The organism is Vreelandella lutescens (genome assembly GCF_014640815.1).
In the GTDB taxonomy this organism is placed as follows: Bacteria; Pseudomonadota; Gammaproteobacteria; order Pseudomonadales; family Halomonadaceae; genus Vreelandella; species Vreelandella lutescens.
In genome coordinates, this window is sequence record NZ_BMHM01000001.1 from 852,076 (window position 1) to 872,260 (window position 20,185).

Annotated in this window: 19 protein-coding genes; 10 read left to right on the forward strand and 9 right to left on the reverse strand. The window is 55.3% G+C overall.

Annotated features, from left to right (window positions below):
• The first annotated feature begins 93 nt into the window (after positions 1 to 93).
• On the forward strand, positions 94 to 1,371 hold the full coding sequence (gene serS / locus IEW65_RS03960) for a serine--tRNA ligase (RefSeq protein WP_188638188.1): 1,278 nt from the start codon (positions 94 to 96) through the stop codon (positions 1,369 to 1,371).
• Here serS and IEW65_RS03965 read toward each other — a convergent pair.
• Entirely contained in the window at positions 1,316 to 2,143 is an 828-nt protein-coding gene (locus IEW65_RS03965; protein ID WP_188638189.1) for an SIMPL domain-containing protein, read from the reverse strand. The two genes, serS and IEW65_RS03965, sit on opposite strands and share 56 nt — an antisense overlap.
• Before the next feature lie 191 nt (positions 2,144 to 2,334).
• Here IEW65_RS03965 and IEW65_RS03970 point away from each other — a divergent pair, with 191 nt between their 5' ends.
• Positions 2,335 to 3,483: an AI-2E family transporter gene (locus IEW65_RS03970; RefSeq protein ID WP_188638190.1), complete on the forward strand. Its 1,149-nt coding sequence runs from the start codon at positions 2,335 to 2,337 to the stop codon at positions 3,481 to 3,483.
• A gap of 43 nt (positions 3,484 to 3,526) precedes the next feature.
• On the opposite strand, the gene trxA is transcribed toward IEW65_RS03970, so the two are convergent.
• Positions 3,527 to 3,910: a thioredoxin gene (gene trxA, locus IEW65_RS03975; RefSeq protein WP_009722702.1), complete on the reverse strand. Its 384-nt coding sequence runs from the start codon at positions 3,908 to 3,910 to the stop codon at positions 3,527 to 3,529.
• Between the two features lie 276 nt (positions 3,911 to 4,186).
• Here trxA and cysB point away from each other — a divergent pair, with 276 nt between their 5' ends.
• A complete protein-coding gene (cysB, locus tag IEW65_RS03980; RefSeq protein WP_188638191.1) occupies positions 4,187 to 5,161 on the forward strand; it encodes an HTH-type transcriptional regulator CysB in 975 nt (324 codons plus the stop codon).
• 96 nt (positions 5,162 to 5,257) lie between these two features.
• Here the strand turns inward: cysB and IEW65_RS03985 are convergent, their stop codons facing one another.
• Together IEW65_RS03985 and pabB are read right to left on the reverse strand one after the other, a co-directional pair.
• Positions 5,258 to 5,878 (reverse strand): phosphoadenosine phosphosulfate reductase domain-containing protein, encoded by a 621-nt coding sequence (locus tag IEW65_RS03985; protein WP_188638192.1) that lies wholly within the window; start codon positions 5,876 to 5,878, stop codon positions 5,258 to 5,260.
• Positions 5,879 to 5,995: 117 nt separating this feature from the next.
• Entirely contained in the window at positions 5,996 to 7,351 is a 1,356-nt protein-coding gene (pabB, locus tag IEW65_RS03990) for an aminodeoxychorismate synthase component I (protein WP_188638193.1), read from the reverse strand.
• Between the two features lie 252 nt (positions 7,352 to 7,603).
• Here pabB and IEW65_RS03995 point away from each other — a divergent pair, with 252 nt between their 5' ends.
• The 5 genes from IEW65_RS03995 to prpF all read left to right on the forward strand — a co-directional run bounded on the left by IEW65_RS03995 (position 7,604) and on the right by prpF (position 14,386).
• Positions 7,604 to 8,347 (forward strand): GntR family transcriptional regulator, encoded by a 744-nt coding sequence (locus tag IEW65_RS03995; RefSeq protein ID WP_188638194.1) that lies wholly within the window; start codon positions 7,604 to 7,606, stop codon positions 8,345 to 8,347.
• A gap of 12 nt (positions 8,348 to 8,359) precedes the next feature.
• Positions 8,360 to 9,262 (forward strand): methylisocitrate lyase, encoded by a 903-nt coding sequence (prpB, locus tag IEW65_RS04000; protein WP_188638195.1) that lies wholly within the window; start codon positions 8,360 to 8,362, stop codon positions 9,260 to 9,262.
• Positions 9,263 to 9,329: 67 nt separating this feature from the next.
• Positions 9,330 to 10,457, forward strand: a complete 1,128-nt coding sequence (gene prpC / locus IEW65_RS04005; RefSeq protein ID WP_188638196.1) for a bifunctional 2-methylcitrate synthase/citrate synthase — start codon at positions 9,330 to 9,332, stop codon at positions 10,455 to 10,457.
• 31 nt (positions 10,458 to 10,488) lie between these two features.
• A complete protein-coding gene (gene acnD, locus IEW65_RS04010; protein ID WP_188638197.1) occupies positions 10,489 to 13,128 on the forward strand; it encodes a Fe/S-dependent 2-methylisocitrate dehydratase AcnD in 2,640 nt (879 codons plus the stop codon).
• A 79-nt stretch (positions 13,129 to 13,207) separates the two neighbouring features.
• Positions 13,208 to 14,386 carry a 2-methylaconitate cis-trans isomerase PrpF gene (gene prpF, locus IEW65_RS04015; protein ID WP_188638198.1) on the forward strand — a complete coding sequence of 393 codons (1,179 nt, stop codon included), beginning with the start codon at positions 13,208 to 13,210 and terminating at the stop codon, positions 14,384 to 14,386.
• 69 nt (positions 14,387 to 14,455) lie between these two features.
• On the opposite strand, the gene IEW65_RS04020 is transcribed toward prpF, so the two are convergent.
• Positions 14,456 to 14,740, reverse strand: a complete 285-nt coding sequence (locus IEW65_RS04020) for a ComEA family DNA-binding protein (protein WP_188638199.1) — start codon at positions 14,738 to 14,740, stop codon at positions 14,456 to 14,458.
• Positions 14,741 to 15,014: 274 nt separating this feature from the next.
• Here IEW65_RS04020 and pyrF point away from each other — a divergent pair, with 274 nt between their 5' ends.
• A complete protein-coding gene (gene pyrF / locus IEW65_RS04025) occupies positions 15,015 to 15,716 on the forward strand; it encodes an orotidine-5'-phosphate decarboxylase (protein WP_188638200.1) in 702 nt (233 codons plus the stop codon).
• A gap of 3 nt (positions 15,717 to 15,719) precedes the next feature.
• Here the strand turns inward: pyrF and lapB are convergent, their stop codons facing one another.
• The 3 genes from lapB to IEW65_RS04040 all read right to left on the reverse strand — a co-directional run bounded on the left by lapB (position 15,720) and on the right by IEW65_RS04040 (position 17,617).
• A complete protein-coding gene (gene lapB, locus IEW65_RS04030; protein ID WP_188638201.1) occupies positions 15,720 to 16,916 on the reverse strand; it encodes a lipopolysaccharide assembly protein LapB in 1,197 nt (398 codons plus the stop codon).
• A complete protein-coding gene (locus IEW65_RS04035) occupies positions 16,917 to 17,222 on the reverse strand; it encodes a lipopolysaccharide assembly protein LapA domain-containing protein (RefSeq protein WP_188638202.1) in 306 nt (101 codons plus the stop codon).
• Positions 17,223 to 17,320: 98 nt separating this feature from the next.
• Positions 17,321 to 17,617: an integration host factor subunit beta gene (locus IEW65_RS04040; protein WP_139525607.1), complete on the reverse strand. Its 297-nt coding sequence runs from the start codon at positions 17,615 to 17,617 to the stop codon at positions 17,321 to 17,323.
• A gap of 222 nt (positions 17,618 to 17,839) precedes the next feature.
• Here IEW65_RS04040 and IEW65_RS04045 point away from each other — a divergent pair, with 222 nt between their 5' ends.
• Positions 17,840 to 18,133, forward strand: coding sequence for an FAD assembly factor SdhE (locus IEW65_RS04045; RefSeq protein WP_188638203.1), 294 nt, complete (start codon positions 17,840 to 17,842; stop codon positions 18,131 to 18,133).
• Positions 18,134 to 18,493: 360 nt separating this feature from the next.
• On the opposite strand, the gene nadB is transcribed toward IEW65_RS04045, so the two are convergent.
• Complete coding sequence (nadB, locus tag IEW65_RS04050) at positions 18,494 to 20,089, reverse strand: L-aspartate oxidase (protein ID WP_188638204.1); 1,596 nt, start codon at positions 20,087 to 20,089, stop codon at positions 18,494 to 18,496.
• Positions 20,090 to 20,185 lie beyond the last annotated feature (96 nt).

The following is a 20,185-nucleotide window of genomic DNA, read 5'->3' on the forward strand; positions in this document are numbered from 1 at the left end:
CATAGCCCCCTGACGTGCTTTTGCCTACAATAGGCCCCTTTGTCACGGCGTTTGTGTGCCGTGTTTCACAGAATTCTGGCCAAGGGATAACTCATGCTCGATCCGAAACTGCTGCGCGGTGATCTTGATGCGACTGCGCAACAACTGGCCCGGCGGGGCTTCGCACTCGATAAAGCGGCACTGCAGGCGCTAGAGTCGCGCCGTCGTGAGTTGCAAACCCAGACCGAGCAGCTGCAAAACGAGCGTAATATGCGCTCGAAAGCGATTGGTAAAGCTAAGGCGAGTGGCGAAGATATTCAGCCGCTGCTGGACGAGGTGAGTGATCTTGGTGATCGTTTAGATAGTGCTAAGCGTGAGCTTGCTGAGGTGCAGGCTGAGTGGGATGACGCGGTCAGCGGTATTCCGAACTTGCCCCATGAGAGTGTGCCGCAAGGCAACAGCGAAGACGATAACGTGGAGCTGCACCGCTGGGGCACGCCACGTGAATTCGACTTCGAGGTACTGGATCACGTGGATTTGGGTAAGAAATCCGGTTATCTCGATTTCGAGCTGGCCGCTAAGCTGACAGGCGCACGGTTTGCAGTGATGCGTGGCCCTATCGCTCGCCTGCACCGTGCGCTAGCGCAGTTTATGCTGGATACCCAAACCCAGCAGCATGGTTATGAAGAGTGCTACGTGCCTTATATGGTGAATCGTGACTCTCTGATGGGGACGGGGCAGTTGCCAAAATTTGGCGAGGATCTTTTCAAACTCAATGATGAGCGCGAATATCACCTGATTCCCACCGCTGAAGTACCGCTGACCAACTTTGTGCGTGATGAGATTGTGGAGCTAGCGGCGCTGCCGATGAAGCTGACCGCTCACACGCCGTGTTTCCGCTCTGAGGCGGGCGCATACGGGCGCGATACTCGCGGCATGATTCGTCAGCACCAGTTCGATAAAGTTGAGATGGTGCAGATTGTTGAGCCGGAGAAAAGCTACGAAGCGCTGGAGGAGATGCGCGGCCATGCCGAAGCAATCCTGCAGGCGCTGGAATTGCCGTATCGGGTGGTCACGCTATGTACTGGGGATATGGGCTTTGGCGCGGCTAAAACCTACGATCTGGAAGTGTGGCTGCCAAGCCAAGACACTTTCCGGGAAATCTCCTCTGTCTCAAACTGTGAAGATTTCCAGGCGCGCCGGATGCAGGCCCGTTACCGTCACCCTGATTCCAAAAAGCCGCAGCTACTGCATACGCTGAATGGTTCTGGTTTGGCGGTGGGGCGTTGCCTGCTGGCAGTGCTTGAAAACCACCAGCAGGCAGATGGGTCTGTGACTATTCCTGCTCGCCTGCAACCCTACCTGGGCGGCCTCGACCGTCTTGCCCTCTAAGCGCCCACTCAACATTCACCCCGGCATCAATGCGAATGGTGCCGGGGCGGTAGTCGCTGGCTGAGCCGCTGCCCACAGCGTCGCTTTCAGCGCGCATAGCCATCATGCGGGGCTGAAAAATCGGTGCTTGGGTCTCTTCAATACGTTGAACGTGACCCAGCGTGACGCCCAGCGTGCTCGCCATCAAGTCTGCTTTATGACGGGCTTTTTCCAACGCTTTGGTGAGTGCTTCGTCGGTGGCGGCATCGCGATCTTGCAGGTCAAACTGCACGCCATCCAAGGCATTCACACCCGCGCCAATCATCGCGTCCAGCACATCGCCTAATTGGTCTATATTAGTTAGCTCAACGCTGAAGGGGCGCTCCAAACGGGTACGCATCAAGGTATCCTGCTCGCCGTCGTCGTTTCGCGGGCCGGCCACATGCTCAGGATAAACGTTGAGTGAACCGGCATTGATGGCACGCTGTTCAATGCCAATCTCTTCCATCGCGGCAATAAGCTCGCTGGCGCGCTGTTCCAGCCGCTCTCTGGCGCTGCTAAGCGCTTCGCTATCGGTCTCTTCCAGCGTGGAAACGGCCGGGGTGTTTTCCCACAAGCGTGCGGAGAGTGTGGCTTTGTCGGGCTCGACTTCCACCCATGACTGCGCTTGCACATGGAGGCTAGGGGGGGCGGGGGGAGCGGCGTGCACGCTAGGCGCTACCATCAGGGCCAGTAATGCACCGCCCAGCACGCCGTAGCGCAGTCGTTTAAGAGGATGATTTGCTGTTTTCATAGGTCACTTCCTTGCTGAGAGCCATGCGTTAAATGAGCTAATGACGATAGGTGGTCGCTGCTTTGAAGGGAGCGTGGTCATAAAGTTCACAGGCTAAGCGTAGTCGAAAAACAGTTACTTAATGTTTGCACGGTTTGTGCAATACCCAGCAAGCAGCCATCATGTATAGATAACATGCTAAGGAAAGGGCTATGTCGAAGTTGTCGGACGAGGATTATCGAAGTATTCCGCTGAATGCCACGCTGGCGCTTGCCGCCTTGGTGGTGATTGTTGCCGGAATGAAAGTGGGGGCTGATTTACTGGTGCCACTGCTGCTGGCCGTATTTATTGCGGTGGTGTGTACTTCACCCGTGCAGTGGCTGCATCACTGTGGCTTGAGTCGGCGAATAGCGGCGCTGATTACGCTGCTGGTACTGGTGGGCTTTATCTCTCTGATTGGGCTGTTGGTGGTCAACAGTTTCAGCACCTTTGTTGAAGCGCTTCCGGATATTGAATCCAGGCTCTATGAGCACTATTGGGACTTGCTGAATGCGATGGCTTCCCATGGCTTAGCGATTGATCCGGATCAGCTGAGTTCGATGTTTGCCATGGAAGATGATGGCTCTTGGGTGGCGACGCTGCTAGGAGAACTCGGTTCGCTGTTTATGCAGGGTAGTATTGTTGCGCTGCTAGTGATTTTCATGCTGTTTGAGACGCTGCATTTTCGCGATAAGGTTTCCCGCGCGCTTGAAAATCCAGCGCCTAGCCTGAAGCGGTTTAGTGAGTTCAGCCTAACCCTCAAGCGCTACTTGGCAGTTAAAACCGTCATTAGCTTGGCAACCGGCGTGTTGGTCTGGCTCTCGTGTCTGATGGTCGGCGTGGAGTTTCCGCTGCTGTGGGGTGTATTGGCCTTTGCACTTAACTTTATTCCCAATATTGGCTCTGCCTTGGCGGCTATTCCGCCCGTGCTGCTGCTGTTAGTGTCTCAAGATGGGGGAGTGTTGCAGGCGCTGTTGCTGGCATCGGCCTACTTGGTCATCAACTTCATTTTGGGGAATTTGATTGAGCCAAGAGTGATGGGGCAGGCACTTGGATTATCTACTTTTGTGGCGTTTTTATCTTTAGTGGTGTGGGGGTGGATCTTTGGTGCGGCGGGTATGCTGCTATCGGTGGTACTGACCATGACGCTGAAAATTGCCTTGGATAGCCATCCTCAAACCCGCTGGATTGCCCATTTACTGGGCCCCGGGAGGCAACGTAATGTGCAGCTAAAACGCCCAGGAGATGCGCGTCGTCCGCCCTGGAGAAGGGGGAAGTGGTTAAGAAAAGAGGAAGCCGACGTCGAGATAAGCAAAGAATAAGAAGGAAGTTACCGCTGGCAGCGCCAGCGGTAACGTGAACGGCTTAAGCGTTCTGGTCGATGAACTGAGTCAATTGAGACTTAGACTGCGCACCCACCAGTGAAGCGACTTTGGTGCCAGATTTGAACAGCATGACCGTGGGTACACCGCGGACGCCCTGTTCAGCGGCAATTTCCGGCGCATCATCAACGTTGACGCTAACCACTTTCAGGTTATCGCCACGCTCAGCGGCCACTTCATCAACAACAGGTGCCATGACTTTACACGGGCCGCACCAGGGGGCCCAGAATTTCAGCAGGACAGGCTGTTCGGCGTTGAGGACTTCTTGCTCAAAATTGGCGTTGGTGACATCAACATTGTTAGCCATTTGCTTCTCCCGTTTGCGTTGCTCTTGCTGTTTCGTTGCCTCAAATGGAGCAACGGTCATTACGCGAAATACTAGCGCACTTTCACCGCGCCAAGTTGCCAGATGTTAGCGGGCGCGGCGGGTGCTGGCAAATTCCTGATGCGATTTGTCCTTAAATAGAAAAAATTAATAGATGTTCATAGACGCTATTTTTTATACTATAAGTGAATTATAAGACGTTTTTTTATTCAAAAATGTGCTCATTGAGCCATGGTAACCGGGCGCTTGGCTAAGCACGCAGTAGCAGCGCGAGGACGCGCTTTTACGTGCTTCCTGCATAGATAATAAGGTGAGGATATGAAGCTACAGCAACTTCGCTATATCTGGGAAGTCAATCGACATAACCTGAATGTCTCGGCAACGGCGCAGAGTCTGTTCACCTCTCAGCCAGGTATCTCAAAGCAGATTCGCTTGCTGGAGGACGAGTTAGGCGTTGAGATCTTTGCCCGCAGCGGTAAGCATTTAACCCGTGTCACCCCCGCCGGTCAGTCGATAATCGAGTTGGCAGGTCAGGTGCTTAAGTTAACGGAAAACATCAAGCAGGTGGCACAGGAGCATAGCGACGAGCGACGTGGCAGCTTGGCCATCGCCACCACGCATACGCAGGCTCGCTACGCGCTACCCCCTATTATTAGTGAATTTACCCTAAAGTACCCTGAGGTAGCGCTGCATATGCAGCAAGGCACGCCCAAGCAGATCGCCCAGATGGTGAGTGAAGGGCAGGCGGATTTTGCGATTGCCACGGAATCTTTAGAACTCTTTACCGATTTGGTGCTGTTGCCCTGCTATCGCTGGAACCGCTGTGTGCTGGTTCCAAAAGAGCATCCGCTGGCAACGCTAAACGGCCCGCTGACGCTTGAAGCCCTGGCCGACCATCCGTTGGTGACATACGTGTTTGGCTTTACTGGGCGTTCGCAGTTAGACGATGCGTTTAAAGCAAAGGGCTTAACGCCGAACGTGGTGCTAACCGCTGCGGATGCGGATGTGATTAAAACCTATGTTCGACTAGGCATGGGTGTGGGTATTGTGGCCCACATGGCAGTAGACCCGGTGTTGGACAGCGATCTTGTGGCCCTCGATGCCAGCCACTTATTTGCCAGCTCCACCACGAAAATTGGTATTCGTCGCGGTACCTTTATGCGCGGCTATATGTATGACTTCTTGGCACGGTTTGCTCCACACTTAACCCGTGACCGAGTAGATGAAGCGCTCATGGCTGGGCCACGTTTTGAGCAAGCGCTGTTTGAAGGCGTAGAGCTGCCCGAGTATTAAGCATCTGGCTAGGCAAATAAGGTCTAAGCGCGATATAAAAACACCGCCCAGGCAAATGCCTGGGCGGTGTTTTTGGTATGCATACGACTGGCCACATTAGTGCTGTAAGTGCAGCCCGCATTCGCGCTTCTCTTCCACTTTGGTGGGGTCGAAGTAGTCGAAGTTATTGGGGAGGTCGTTGGCCTCTAGGTAGTAGTACATATCCTTAGCGGTCCACTGTAGCAGTGGCGCGACTTTCAGCAGGCCGTCGCTGTTGCGGCTCACTACCTGCATTTTAGCCCGCTCCGGCGTATCTTCGGCGCGCAGCGCGGTAAACCATACATCGGGCTGCATCTCCCGCAGAGCGCGCTCGAAGGGTTCAAGCTTTACCTCTTGGGTGAAGGCGTCATGGCGCGGGTCATCGATACCCGGCATGGCGCCCTCTAACGCTTCACGGTGGGCGCGCGTGCGTTTAGGTAAAAAGCTCACGATATTTAAATTGAGACGCTGAATGAGCGCATCGGCAAACTGATAAGTAGCTTCAGTGTTGTAGCCACTATCCATCCATACAATCGGAATGTCTGGGCGAACCTGCGTCACCATGTGCAGTATGACTGCTTCGAAGGGGCGGAAATTAGTGGTGCAGATAGGACGTTCGCCTTGGCTGAACGCCCATTCGATCAGCCCTTGGGGGTTGTTAGCAAAGTCGTGATTAATCTGTTCAAGCGCTGAGGACATGCGGCCTCCTATGTGAAAAAGCGTACCATCCTCCTAGGCTAACAAAGGCAATGGGGTTCTCCCCAATACCGTTTGGTTAGATTTTTATATTTCTTTTTGATGTAAGAGCATAGTCGCTTATTCCAAAGCGCCTATTAAGTGGCGGATCTTATCCAGTGTTTCGGCGTACTCTTCCTCCGCTTGCGAATCAGCGACTAGCCCGCCGCCGCCCCATACATGCAGATTCCCTGCATCGGCCACCATGGTACGAATGGCAATGGAAGTATCCATACTGCCACGGATGTCGATGTACCCCAGGCTGCCGCAATAAACGCTGCGCTGACAGGGTTCCAGCTCATCAATAATCTGCATTGCGCGTATTTTAGGAGCGCCCGTGATTGAGCCACCGGGAAACGCAGCGGTGAGCAGTGAAAGCGGTGAGTGCTGGGGGGCAAGTTGGCCCTGCACCACGCTAACTAAATGGTGCACATTAGGGTAGCTCTCCAACTGGCACAGCTGCGGCACGCGAATAGAGCCGGGTGTGCATACACGCCCTAGGTCGTTGCGCAGCAGGTCCACAATCATCACGTTTTCAGCGCGATCTTTGGTGCTGCTGAGCAAGTCATCTGCTAACGCACGATCTTGTTCTGGCGTTTGGCCCCTTGGCCGAGTGCCCTTAATTGGCCGAGTTTCTACTAGCCCGTGACGGCTTTGAATAAAGCGCTCTGGGGAAAGTGACATCACCGCTTGCTCACCCCACGCCATAAAGCCTGAAAAAGGCGTGGGTGTGGCCTCGCGCAGTTTAAGGTACGCCTGCCACTCATCGCCTTGGTAACGGGCCGAAAAGCGTTGGGCCAAATTAATTTGGTAGCAGTCTCCTGCGCGAATATAGCGCTGCACAGCGGTGAAGCGTTGTGTGTATTCCGCTTGGCTCAGCTCGGCTAAGAACGGCTGGGTAAGCCGAAAGGGGGCAGTAGGTGCTGCTGGTTCGTTTAGCCAGGTCATTACCTGGCTGCGCCGCTCTTCGCTACCAACCAGCCAAGCAGTTTGGGTGGCGTGGTCAAACGTAATGCACCAGTCAAACAGTCCCAGGCGCGCTAGCGGTAGCTGGGTTGCCGGCGGGTGCTGGCTGGGGATAGCTGCCTGATTGCGGCCAAAATCGTAGCTCCAGTAGCCTATCAGGCCCCCTAGAAAAGGCAGCTCGCTCTCTTGCAGTGGGCTTGGTAGCTGCTCTAGCAGCCACTGTTGCTGAGCCGTTGTATCGCTGAGCGAAGCGGGGAGTGCCAGCGTCTCAGACTCAAACGTTGTTTGGCCGCTAGGCCCTATCTCAAGCGTCGCAAGCGGGTCGCTGGTCAGAATGTCATAGCGCCCGTTGGTGGCTTTAGGGCGGCCGCTATCAAGCAGCACCGCGCCAGGGCGTTGCCTAAGCTTGGCAAAAAGAGCCAAAGGATCAGGAGCGTAGGGAAGGGCTGTAATCGTCAACGCCGTTGTCATGAAGCAAACGCCAGGCCAGTGAGGGCGACACATTTTAGAGGTCTCGTCACGATCACACCAGCACAAGCCATTGACGGCGTTCTCACGTTATTGGCAGTGGTATGGGTAAAAAACGCCTGATTGTTGACATTTTGTTAGTGGTGGGATGGCCAAGTGCAACGAAAGGCGAATAAAAACGCCTATTTCACATGGTTGACGAGAGAAATAGAGCGGGCTAAAGTTCCTCTATTCCCTAATTGTCGACAATTTGCCATGACGTTACTTGCTACAACTTCCGCTCCTGCCGATGAAGCGCTTCCAGAGCCCGTGTCACCTGAGGTGCGCACGCTCGCTGAACGTGTCTTTCATCAGCTGCAAAGCGCCATTGTGCGCGGTGAACTAGCGCCGGGCAGCAAAATTACGGAGCCTGGGCTATCTAAAACCTACGGTATCTCCCGTGGGCCGCTGCGTGAAGCCATGCGTCGCCTTGAAGCTCATCGCCTTATCGAGCGTGTGCCTCATGTGGGGGCGCGCGTTGTTAAGCTCTCTATGAAAGAGCTATTAGAGCTGTTTGACGTGCGAGAAGCGCTAGAGAGTATGGCAGCTCGCTTGGCCGCTGAGCATATGTCCTCTGAGGAAATTCAGGGCTTACGCGATGTGTTGGCGCTGCACGAAAGCCAGGGCGACTTAAAACGCGGTGAAGCCTACTACCAGCGGGAAGGCGACCTAGACTTTCATTATCGCATTGTTCAAGGCAGCCACAACAAAATGCTGATGAACCTGCTGTGCGATGACCTTTACTACTTGGTGCGCCTCTACCGTACCCAGTTTAGTGCCAGCGGTACACGCCCCCAGCGGGCGTTTGTGGAGCATCACCGCATTGTGGATGCCATTGAAGCTGGGGATGCCGAGCTTGCCGAGCTGTTAATGCGCCGCCACGTTAGCGCTTCCCGTGCCAATGTGGCAGATCGTTATGCCGCTATTCTCGAACAACAATCAACAACATCGTCCGATTAGGAGCTCACGCCCATGTCTACTTCTTCATTAGCCACACTTACCCCTGGCGCACGCTTTCGTGCCGCGCTGGAAGCCAATCGCCCGCTGCCGATTTTAGGCACCATCAATGCTTACACCGCCATGATGGCCGAGCGAGTGGGGCATCAAGCTATTTACCTCTCTGGGGGTGGCGTTGCCAACGCATCGTTTGGCCTGCCGGACTTAGGCATGACCACCATGAATGACGTGGTGGAAGATGCGCACCGTATTTGCGGCGCGACTGACCTGCCGCTGCTGGTGGATATTGATACGGGGTGGGGCGGCGCATTCAACATTGCCCGCACTGTGAAGGAGATGCAGCGTGCAGGCGTTGCCGCCGTGCATATTGAAGATCAAGTCGCCCAGAAGCGCTGTGGCCACCGCCCCAATAAAGCCATCGTATCTCAGCAGGAAATGGTGGACCGCATTAAAGCCGCCGCCGATGCCAAGTTCGACCCAGATTTCTACCTGATTGCCCGCACCGATGCCTTCCAGAAAGAGGGGCTGGATGCGGCCATTGAGCGCGCTAATGCCTGTGTGGAAGCGGGTGCCGACGCTATTTTTGCCGAGGCAGTGCATACGCTGGATGATTACACCGCCTTCTGTCAGCGGGTCAATGCCCCCATTTTGGCGAATATCACTGAATTCGGCGCAACGCCGCTGTTTAGCCAGCAAGAGTTGGGTGAGGTTGGCTGCCGCATGGTGCTCTATCCGCTTTCGGCGTTCCGGGCCATGAACGCTGCTGCGCTTAAGGTCTACCAAAGCATTCTGGATAACGGCCATCAGCGTGAGGTGGTTGACACTATGCAGACCCGCGATGAGCTGTATGACTTTTTGAACTACCACGACTTTGAACAGAAGCTCGACGCGCTGTTTGCCGAGCAGAAAGACGTTTAACCAGCGCGTTCATTTGTAACCATATTGACCAACAACTCTTATAAATAAGCACGTCAGGAGACATCACATGGCTGATAAACCGTTAGCAGGCGCAGGATTACGAGGGCAGAGTGCTGGCGCTACCGCGCTATGTACGGTGGGTAAAACTGGTTCCGGCCTCACCTACCGTGGTTTCGATATTAAAGAGCTGGCCGAAAAGGCTAAATTTGAAGAGGTCGCTTACCTGCTGCTGAAAGGCAAGCTGCCCAATCAAGCAGAGCTTGACCACTATATTACCAAGCTCAAAGGGCTTCGTGGCCTGCCCGAGGCACTGAAAACCGTGCTGGAGCAGATTCCTAAAGACGCTCACCCGATGGATGTGATGCGCACAGGGGCCTCCATGCTAGGTAACCTGGAAACCGAAGAGAGCTTTGATGAGCAGCAGGATGTGGCGGACCGCCTATTAGCCGTGCTGCCCTCGATTATTTGCTACTGGTACCGTTTCAGCCATGACGGCGTGCGCATTGATACTGAAACCGATGACGCCTCGGTAGGCGGCCATTTCCTGCATATGCTGCGCGGCGAGCCAGCCTCTGAGCTGCACGCCCGTGTGATGAACGTCTCGCTGATTCTCTATGCCGAACATGAGTTCAACGCCTCTACCTTTACGGCCCGCGTGTGTGCTTCCACGCTGTCGGATATGCACTCCTGCGTGACCGGAGCCATTGGCTCGCTGCGCGGCCCGCTGCATGGTGGTGCCAACGAAGCGGCCATGGCGATGATCGAGCACTGGAGCTCGCCAGAAGAGGCCGAGCGGGAAATGCTGGGCATGCTGGAGCGCAAAGAGAAGATCATGGGCTTTGGTCATGCGATTTACCGCGAGTCCGACCCGCGTAACGCCATCATTAAAGAGTGGTCAAAGAAGTTGGCCGATGACGTCGGTGACACCGTGCTCTATCCGGTATCGGTGCGCTGTGAAGAGGTAATGTGGCGGGAGAAGAAGCTATTCTGCAACGCAGACTTTTTCCATGCCAGCGCCTACCACTTCATGGATATTCCGACCAAGCTGTTCACGCCGATTTTTGTGATGTCTCGGCTGACCGGCTGGGCCGCGCATGTGTTCGAGCAGCGTGCCAATAACCGTATTATTCGCCCCAGCGCTGATTACATCGGTCCTGAGAAGAGTGAATGGGTACCCATCGAAGCGCGTGATTAACCGACCGTGCGATCACTAAGTGAGAGGCGTTATGAACACCAATTATCGCAAGCTTCTACCCAACGTTTCGGTAGAAGGCGCGCCGGTTGAGTTCTTCGATGCGCGCCAAGCGGTCGAAGAGATAGAGCAGGGTGCTTACGCTAAGCTGCCTTATACCTCAAGGGTATTGGCGGAGCAGTTGGTGCGTCGTTGTGACTCTGAACTGCTCACGGATGCGCTGAAGCAACTGATTGAGCGCAAGCAGGATCTGGACTTTCCCTGGTACCCGGCGCGGGTGGTCTGCCACGACATTCTTGGCCAAACTGCGCTGGTGGATTTGGCCGGTCTGCGTGACGCCATTGCTGACAAAGGCGGTGACCCGGCCAAGGTCAACCCGGTGGTGCCCACTCAGCTGATCGTCGACCACTCGCTGGCCGTCGAGCATGCGGGCTTTGAGAAGGATGCCTTCGAGAAAAACCGCCAAGTGGAAGATCGTCGTAACGATGACCGCTTCCACTTTATTAACTGGACCAAGCTGGCGTTTGAAAACGTCGACGTGATTCCCCCCGGCAACGGCATCATGCACCAGATCAACCTGGAGAAGATGTCGCCGGTGGTACAGTGCCGCCCTGATGAGCACGGCGTGCGTATCGCCTATCCAGACACATGTGTGGGTACCGACAGCCATACGCCCATGGTGGATGCGCTGGGGGTGATCTCCGTGGGAGTCGGCGGCTTGGAGGCGGAAAGCGTGATGCTAGGCCGCGCCTCGATGATGCGCCTGCCGGATATTGTCGGTGTCGAGCTCACTGGCAAGCTGCAGCCGGGCATTACTGGCACCGATATGGTGCTTGCCATTACCGAGTTTCTGCGTAAAGAGCGGGTAGTGGGCGCTTACTTAGAGTTCTACGGTGAAGGGGCTGATGCGCTGACCGTGGGCGACCGCGCCACGATTTCCAATATGACGCCGGAATATGGTGCCACGGCGGCGATGTTCTATATCGACAATCAAACCATCGAGTACCTCAAGCTCACCGGGCGTGAAGATGAGCAGGTGGCGTTGGTAGAAGCCTACGCTAAGCACACCGGGCTATGGGCGGATGATCTCAAGAGTGCCTATTACGAGCGGGTATTAACGTTTGATCTCTCAAGCGTGGCGCGTACGTTGGCAGGGCCTTCTAACCCCCATGCTCACTTGCCTACTTCTGAGCTGGCTAAGCGTGGTATTGCCATCAACTTGGATAAAGCCCGGGCCGATGAGCAGGCAGGTAGAATGCCGGATGGCGCGGTGATCATTGCCGCCATCACCAGCTGCACCAACACGTCTAACCCACGCAATATGGTGGCGGCGGGGTTGATTGCCCGCAACGCCAACCGGTTAGGGCTGACCCGCAAGCCCTGGGTGAAGTCGTCGCTGGCCCCCGGCTCGAAAACCGTCAAGATGTACTTAGAAGAAGCCCACTTGATGGACGAGTTGGAAAACCTGGGTTTTGGTGTGGTGGCCTACGCCTGTACCACCTGTAACGGGATGTCTGGCGCGCTTGAGCCGACCATTCAGCAGGAAATTATCGACCGTGACCTGTATGCCACGGCAGTGCTCTCCGGCAACCGAAACTTTGACGGCCGTATCCACCCCTACGCCAAGCAGGCGTTTTTGGCCTCACCGCCGTTGGTGGTGGCGTATGCCATCGCGGGCACCATTCGCTTTGATATTGAAAAAGACGTGCTGGGGTATGACCAGCAGGATAACCCGGTCACCCTTAAAGATATCTGGCCCGACGATAGCGAAATCGATGCCATCGTGAAGTCGTCGGTGAAGCCCGAGCAGTTCCGCCAAACCTATATCCCGATGTTTGATCTGGATAAAAGTGCGCGCACGCAGGTAAGCCCTCTCTACGAATGGCGGCCCCAGAGTACCTATATTCGCCGCCCGCCCTATTGGGAAGGCAACATGGCGAAAGAGCGTGGGCTGAAGGGCATGCGCCCGCTGGCGATTCTGCCGGATAACATCACTACCGATCACCTCTCGCCTTCCAATGCCATCATGCTCGATAGCGCGGCGGGGGAGTATTTGCACAAAATGGGCCTGCCGGAGGAGGACTTTAACTCCTATGCCACTCACCGTGGCGATCACCTGACCGCCCAGCGGGCAACCCTGGCGAACCCGAAACTGTTCAATGAAATGGTCCACGACGAGCAGGGCAAAGTGCTGCAGGGGTCGCTGGCGCGTATTGAGCCAGAGGGTCAGGTCACGCGTATGTGGGAAGCCATCGAGACCTATATGGCGCGTAAGCAGCCGCTGATCATTATTGCGGGTGCGGATTATGGCCAGGGGTCCTCCCGGGACTGGGCGGCCAAAGGCGTCGCGCTGGCGGGAGTGGAAGCAATCGTAGCGGAAGGTTTTGAGCGTATTCATCGCACCAACCTGATCGGTATGGGCGTCATGCCGCTGCAGTTTGAAGACGGTACCACTCGGCATACCCTGGCGTTAGACGGAACAGAAGTCTTCGATGTCGAAGGGGAGCCGGAACCGCGCGCCATGCTCACGCTAGTTATTCATCGCACCAGTGGCAGCACCGAGCGCGTGCCGGTGGTTTGCCGATTGGATACGGCTGAAGAAGTGACCATCTATTCAGCCGGTGGCGTGTTGCAGCGGTTTGCTCAAGACTTTTTGGAATCCTCCGTTGCCTAGCGGTGCTAGCGTAATGGTAAGGGTGTGATTGATAGCGAATAGCCTGGCGGTTGCCAGGCTATTTTTTAGGAGGTACGTAATGGCTCATAAAGCACAAATCAGTATTCCCGCCACCTATATGCGCGGCGGCACCAGTAAAGGGGTGTTTTTCACTTTGAGCGATCTACCCCCGGTCGCTCAGGTGCCCGGTGAAGCGCGCGATAAGCTGTTGCTGCGGGTAATTGGTAGCCCCGACCCCTATGAAAAGCAGATTGACGGTATGGGTGGAGCAACCTCAAGCACCAGCAAAACGGTGATCCTCTCGAAGAGTGACTCTCCTGACCACGACGTGGACTACCTGTTTGGTCAAGTGTCGATTGATAAACCCTTTGTGGATTGGAGCGGCAACTGCGGTAATCTCTCCGCGGCAGTAGGTCCTTACGCTATCGCCAACGGCCTAGTGGACCCCGCGAAGGTGCCGCAAAATGGCATCGCAGAAGTGCGCATTTGGCAGGTTAACATTCAGAAAACCATTGTTGCCCAAGTGCCCATTACAGATGGTGAAGTGCAAGAAGCCGGCGATTTTGAGCTGGATGGCGTGACCTTTCCGGCGGCAGAAATCCCCGTCGCCTTTATGGACCCCGCCGACGGTGAAGGCGCGATTTTCCCCACTGGAAACGTCGTCGATGACTTAGATGTGCCAGGCGTCGGTGTGCTCAAAGTCACGCTGATTAATGCGGGTATCCCAACGGTTTTCGTCAATGCCGAAGCGTTGGGTTACACCGGATGTGAGTTGCAGGAAGCGATTAATGGGGACGCTCGCGCACTGGCGATGTTTGAGACGATCCGTGCCCACGGTGCCGTTCGTATGGGGCTGATTCAGCATGTGGAGGAAGCTGCAAGTCGTCAGCATACCCCCAAGGTGGCGTTTGTGGCACCGGCAGCCAGCTACACGGCATCAAGTGGTAAAGCGGTGAATGCTGAAGATATTGACTTGGTAGTGCGGGCACTCTCGATGGGTAAGCTGCACCACGCCATGATGGGCACGGCAGCCGTTGCGATCGGCGCGGCAGCGGCGATTCAAGGGACTCTGGTGAATTTGGCAGCCGGAGGGGATGAGCGTGACGCGGTGACGTTTGGTCATCCTTCAGGGTCACTTCGCGTGGGAGCTAAAGCCAGCCTAGTGGATGGACGCTGGCAGATTGACCAAGCGGTGATGAGTCGAAGCGCGCGGATATTAATGAGCGGCCAAGTGCGAGTGCCGGGCGATACATTATAAAGCGATGTGTCGTTTTGCCGCCGTCGGCGTATTGTCGTACGGCGGCAGAGCAAGTCTGGCTACTTACCGTTACTCTTCAAACGTAATTTGATCACGCATGCGATCTACGGTAGCGGGCCCAATCCCACTCACACGCGTTAGATCGTCTGCATCGGTAAAATCACCATTCGTTTCACGCTCTTCAATAATGGCCGCGGCACGACTTGGGCCCACGCCCGGCAGTTCGGTAAGTAGCTCCTCATCGGCACTGTTTACGTTAATGGGTGCAACGGCCTGAGCTAACGCTGCACCTGTGAAACCAAGACTCAGGCTAATCAATAGTGCGGCTACGAAACGTTTAAATGTGGTCTGCATCGGTAACATTCCTTCTATTTTTCTATTGAGCCACCCAAGTGCTCAGCGTGGGGGCGAGTGATCGCGGAGGCCTTCTGGACACCGCCTTAGTAAACTTAATCGTTTCAAACCGTCAGTGCTGTAAGTAATTAACGATACTTTTTGTAAGTTTTTTGCTACGGGTAAATGGCGAATCACTTACACTGCAAGCCTTATGAGGCTGGTACACTAAGGGGCACTGCTAGCGTCAATGGCGCAGTTTTCCTACCAGCGTTCACGAACACGGAGTAAGCGCGTGTCCACCGATTCCCCACTGATTATTGCCCTGGATTATCCTTCACTTGATGCGGCGCTTTGCATGGCTGACCAGCTTGATCCGGCTCGTTGCCGGGTCAAAGTGGGTAAAGAGCTTTTTACGCGAAGTGGCCCTGCTGTGCTGGAAGCACTTCATGGCCGTGGATTCGATGTTTTCCTTGATCTCAAATTCCACGATATTCCTAATACGGTGGCGAGTGCCGTTCAGGCGGCAGCAGAGCAGGGCGTCTGGATGGTGAATGTGCACGCCTCAGGTGGGCGTAAAATGATGGAGGCAGCCGCCAAGCGTCTATCTGATCATCAGCTCACTACGCACTTAATCGCAGTCACGGTATTGACCAGTATGCAGGCGGAAGATCTTCAGGAGGCGGGGGTAAGTGCAACCCCGGCTGAGCAGGTGATGCGATTGGCAGCGCTTACCCAGCAAAGTGGATTAGGTGGCGTTGTATGCTCTGCCCAAGAGGCCGGTCAGATCAAAGCTCACTGCGGTAATGAGTTTTTGAAGGTCACTCCTGGGATTCGCCCAAGCTTTGCCGCAGCGAACGATCAGCAGCGCATTATGACGCCTGCTGACGCACTGCGGGCGGGCAGTACACACTTGGTGGTGGGTCGTCCGGTGACCCAGGCAGAGGACCCCATGGCCGCTTTGGCAGCGATTGAAGCCGAACTGGCAAGCGTTTAACGGCTATTCACCTTCGACCCCGGTAATAGGTTTGATAGTGCCCCAGCGGCGGCAGCTAGGGCACTGCCAGGTCAGGCTGTCACTACTGAATCCGCAGCGGCGGCAGCGATGACGCGGTCGGCCGTTTAGCAGGGCTTCTGTGTGGTGTTTTAGCAGGAGTAGGCGAGTATCTGGAGTCGTCTTGCCCGCAAGGCGCTCGCTCTCAAGGTAGAGGTCGACCAGATAATCGAGCCCTCCGAGGCTAGGTGCTTCACCTAGCCATGCGCCGGTACGCTCAATGGCACTGTCGACGCCGTCTCGTTGATGCACGAGGGATCCTAGTGCCACAATAACGCTGGTAAAGGGCGCTTGACCCAGTAGTTTAAACAGGTCGCTTTCTAAACCAGCGATGTCGTTATTACGGGTATAGGCGCGGTGCAATGCGGGAAGCATAGTGGGAACGTGGGCAGCATCCTGTTGCGGGATATGGTTAAGCTGCTCAATCGCTTTCTCGTAGTGACCGTTATCCATCTCAAGCTCTGCGAGCATTAAAGTGGCGCGAACACAGCGCTCATCTAGCTGCAGGGCTTTTTTGAGGTGCTTGCGTGCCAGCGCACGGCTCGATTGATGAATCTCTTCCTGGGCAAGCTCACAGAGCCAGTGTGAGGCAGGGCGACGCATAGCGGGCTGCTGCTTAATGAGCGGTTGAACGATATCCAGAGCGTCTTGCCACTCTTTTTCCCGCTCTAGCAAATCGATGAGCAGCCGCTTGACCTCTAAACGAAGTGCTTCGTTGGACGAGTGCTCAAGTAGGCTACGCAGCAGCCGCTGTGCACGGTCATGCACGCCTAAAGCCATAAAGTCACGGGCAAGTTCAAGCTGAATAGTGTCGTTGGTAGCGGTTGAGAGGGCCGGGCGTGCCAGCAGGTTTTGATGAATGCTAACGGCTTTATCCGCTTCTCCCCGTGAGCGAAAAAGTTTGCCGAGGGCAATATGAGTTTCAACCGTGTCGCTATTGACATCCAGAGCGTGGATAAAGGTATTAATCGCTTCGTCGGGCTGCTCATTTAACAAGTAGTTCAGCCCGACGAAGTATTCCCGCGACAGGCCGGGAGTACGAATAGAGGTACGTTGCTGGCGGCGATAGGCGTAGCGCGCACCAAGGCCAAAGCCAATGGCAATCGCTGCCATGAGTACGCCTAGCAGTACCGCATTATGCATTTACGCCAGTTCCTTTAACCCCTGGGTGCGTAATTGGTCGAGCTCTTTGCGCTGCTGTTTATTATGGCGCTCACTGCGGGCCAGCTGCGCTTTCAGGCGAACATAAACACCCAGCATGGCCAGCATGCCGACGATCACACCGACCGCCAATGTGGCCAGCAGCCAGACGGAAAGCGATACAGCAGGAAGCTCGGCCCATATCAGATTTAAGGCAATGGCCTGCTGGTTATTGACAGCAAACAGGATGCCTATCAGTAGGACTACCAATAAAATAACGGCCAGAATCAGCCCTTTGATCCAACGCATGAGAGTTTCCTAGTCAGTGACATTCACAGTGATGCTATTGTGTCTGAGTCTGGGCCCGACGTCATCCCGCAGAAGGTCGGATGGCGCTATTCACTCGTTTAGTAACCTAGTGCGCGGCTTGCATCGACTTGCTCTCGCAGCTCTTTGCCCGGTTTAAAGTGCGGCACATATTTGCCGTCTAAATCAACGGGGTCGCCCGTTTTCGGGTTGCGGCCCGTGCGCGGCTCACGGTAGTGAAGCGAGAAACTGCCAAAACCACGAATTTCTACCCGCCCTCCATTGGCCAGGGCATCGGTCATATCATCTAGGATAATACGCACCGCCGTCTCGACTTCTTTGGCGGATAGCTCCGGTTGACGCATCGCAATTTGTTCGATTAGTTCAGATTTGGTCATCGGTTGGCTCCCTGCGAACTTTAAAGGCTGTCACGCACATGCGACCTCGATAACATCGAAATCAGCATACTGCGCATAACCGCATAAAACAATTCAGATAAAACAAGGTACTAGGCAAGTTAGTGCGAAGCTGAGTAACAGCATAGGCGAAGCTCGGCGCTGGCGCGACCCCACAGCTTCGGTATACTGACATTTCATTTCATTTACTCGGAGAGGCTAACGTTGAGCGACGATACTTCCCCTGCTGCGGTACTCCGTAAGCGGCTTTATTGGCACTCCCGGCGCGGTATGTGGGAGCTGGATTTACTGTTAATCCCCTTTTTAGAGAAACGCTTCGACACGCTGAGCGAAAAGGAGCAGTTGTCCTATCAGCGCCTGATTGAGGAAGAGGATCAGGATCTGTTTGTTTGGTTAATGCACAGGGAGTGGCCTGAAGACCCTGACTTGCGCCATCTGGTGCAAATGATTGTTGAGCATGCTGAAACCACCGATAACACTGCTTATCGCACGCTCTAAGCTGTCAAGTGGCTTACAGGGTGCGCTTGCGCTGGGTCTGGCAGTTCTGACGGCGGTAATGCTAGGGCATTGGGCTGGGGTAAGTGTGCTGCTGGCTGGTGCAACACTCGTGTGTACGGCCTTCTATGCGCAGCCTAGCGGTATGCTTCAGCTTATTGAGAACGGCAGCCAGTGGGAGGGCTACTGGCTGCACAGTACCGGTGAGGCAGGCCCGAGGTACAGTGTGAGCTGTGACTACCTGGGGCCTTGGCTGGTAGGGCTTCGTATTGGTTCGCAACGTGTGTGGGTGTGGCCAGACAGCCTGGCTGGCATTAGCCAGCGTGCTCTACGTCGATGTTTTCATCGGCCAGGGCGTTGATGTTACTCAGCAACGCCTGAGCCAGCGAGAGTGAGCTTGGAGGGCCCCGATAAAGCGCAATGATCGGGCCAGTCGATGGAGTAGTGCAGGCCTCGAGACTCGTGGCGTTGCGAAGCCGCCAGTACCGTTAGTTGCGCCAATGTGATGGCCTGCTTCAAGCGCACGCTTTCTGGGTGCGACATCGCTTTATCCACCCCTTCTAATTCTGCTTTGATGCCTGCCAGCGCTTTGCTGGCAGCCGCAAGGCCCTGGTTGCTTCTTACGATAGAGACGTATTGGCTCATTACGCTGCGCATCTCTCGGCGCATTATATGTAATGCTCCCAGATCCACGTGAGCGTTTGGCTGAACAGTGGACGCCTGGTAGTTGCTTGTGACTATTGACTGGCTCAGCGAACGAGGCAGAGAAAGCAAGTGCTGCGCGCAGCTGCGTGCATACACTAGGCACTCAAGTAGTGAGTTGCTGGCCATACGATTAGCGCCATGAAGACCGGTATAAGCTGTTTCCCCAATGGCATAGAGGTTCGCAACGTCTGTAGCACCTACATGATTGGTAGCAACACCCCCGCAGCTATAGTGGGCCGCAGGCACTACGGGAATAGGTTGGCGCGTAATGTCCATTCCCCGCGAGGCGCAGTGCGCTAAAATAGTGGGGAAGTGATGGCGTATAGCGGTATCACCTAAATGTCGAATATCCAGCCACACATGTCCTTGGGTGCCCTGTTGAATTTGTGCATCGATCGCTCTGGCCACAATATCTCTTGGCGCGAGCTCCGCACGTGCGTCCAGATCGAGCATGAAACGCTGGCCGGCTTCGTTGAGCAGGTGGCCTCCCTCTCCACGTACGGCTTCGCTAATCAAGAAAGCGGGCCCATCCGGGTCGAACAAGCACGTCGGGTGGAACTGCTGAAATTCAAGATTGCAAAGCGTAGCCCCTAGCTCGGCGGCCATCATCATGCCTTCACCGCTGCTAGGAGCAGGAGTGGTCGTGTGGCGATAGAGCCCGCTGGCACCACCAGTAGCGATGACCGTGTGTTGAGCGAAAAGCGCCTGCAACCGTTGTTCGCTATCTACCCCCTGTGCGCCAATGCAGCGCCCTGTATGGTCACTCAGCAGGTTTAGAACAGTCAGGTCGCTGCGCTGAGTAATGCGAGGGTGGGCGGCTACCTTATTGACCAGCGCTTCGACCACGGCACGGCCTGTGGCGTCATCAGCATGAATGATGCGTCGTGCATTGTGCCCGCCCTCTCGCGTTAAGTGATAGGGATAGCGGGCTGCAGGGTCGGGGTCTGGTGTAAAAGGAACGCCGTTATCAATGAGCCACTGAATGGCCTTTGGGCCATGGGTAACGGTAAAACGAACGGCCTCTTCATCGCATAGGCCGTCACCCGCAATAAGAGTGTCGTTAACATGATCCTCAAGGTTGTCATCCGGGGATAGCACAGCGGCAATCCCCCCTTGAGCCCAGCGGCTGGCCCCTTGGTCATCCAGTGCTGGGCGTACCAAGGTAACTGACAAATGATCAGCAACGTCGAGTGCTAGGGTCAGGCCAGCGACGCCGCCGCCAATAATCAAAATGTCAGATGTTGGCGTGCTCATTCGGCCCGCTCCTTCAAATCGCTAATACAATAAGAAAGGCATCATAGCGTGACCACTTGTGCTAAGCGATGCGTTCGGGCAAAAAATCGACAGGCG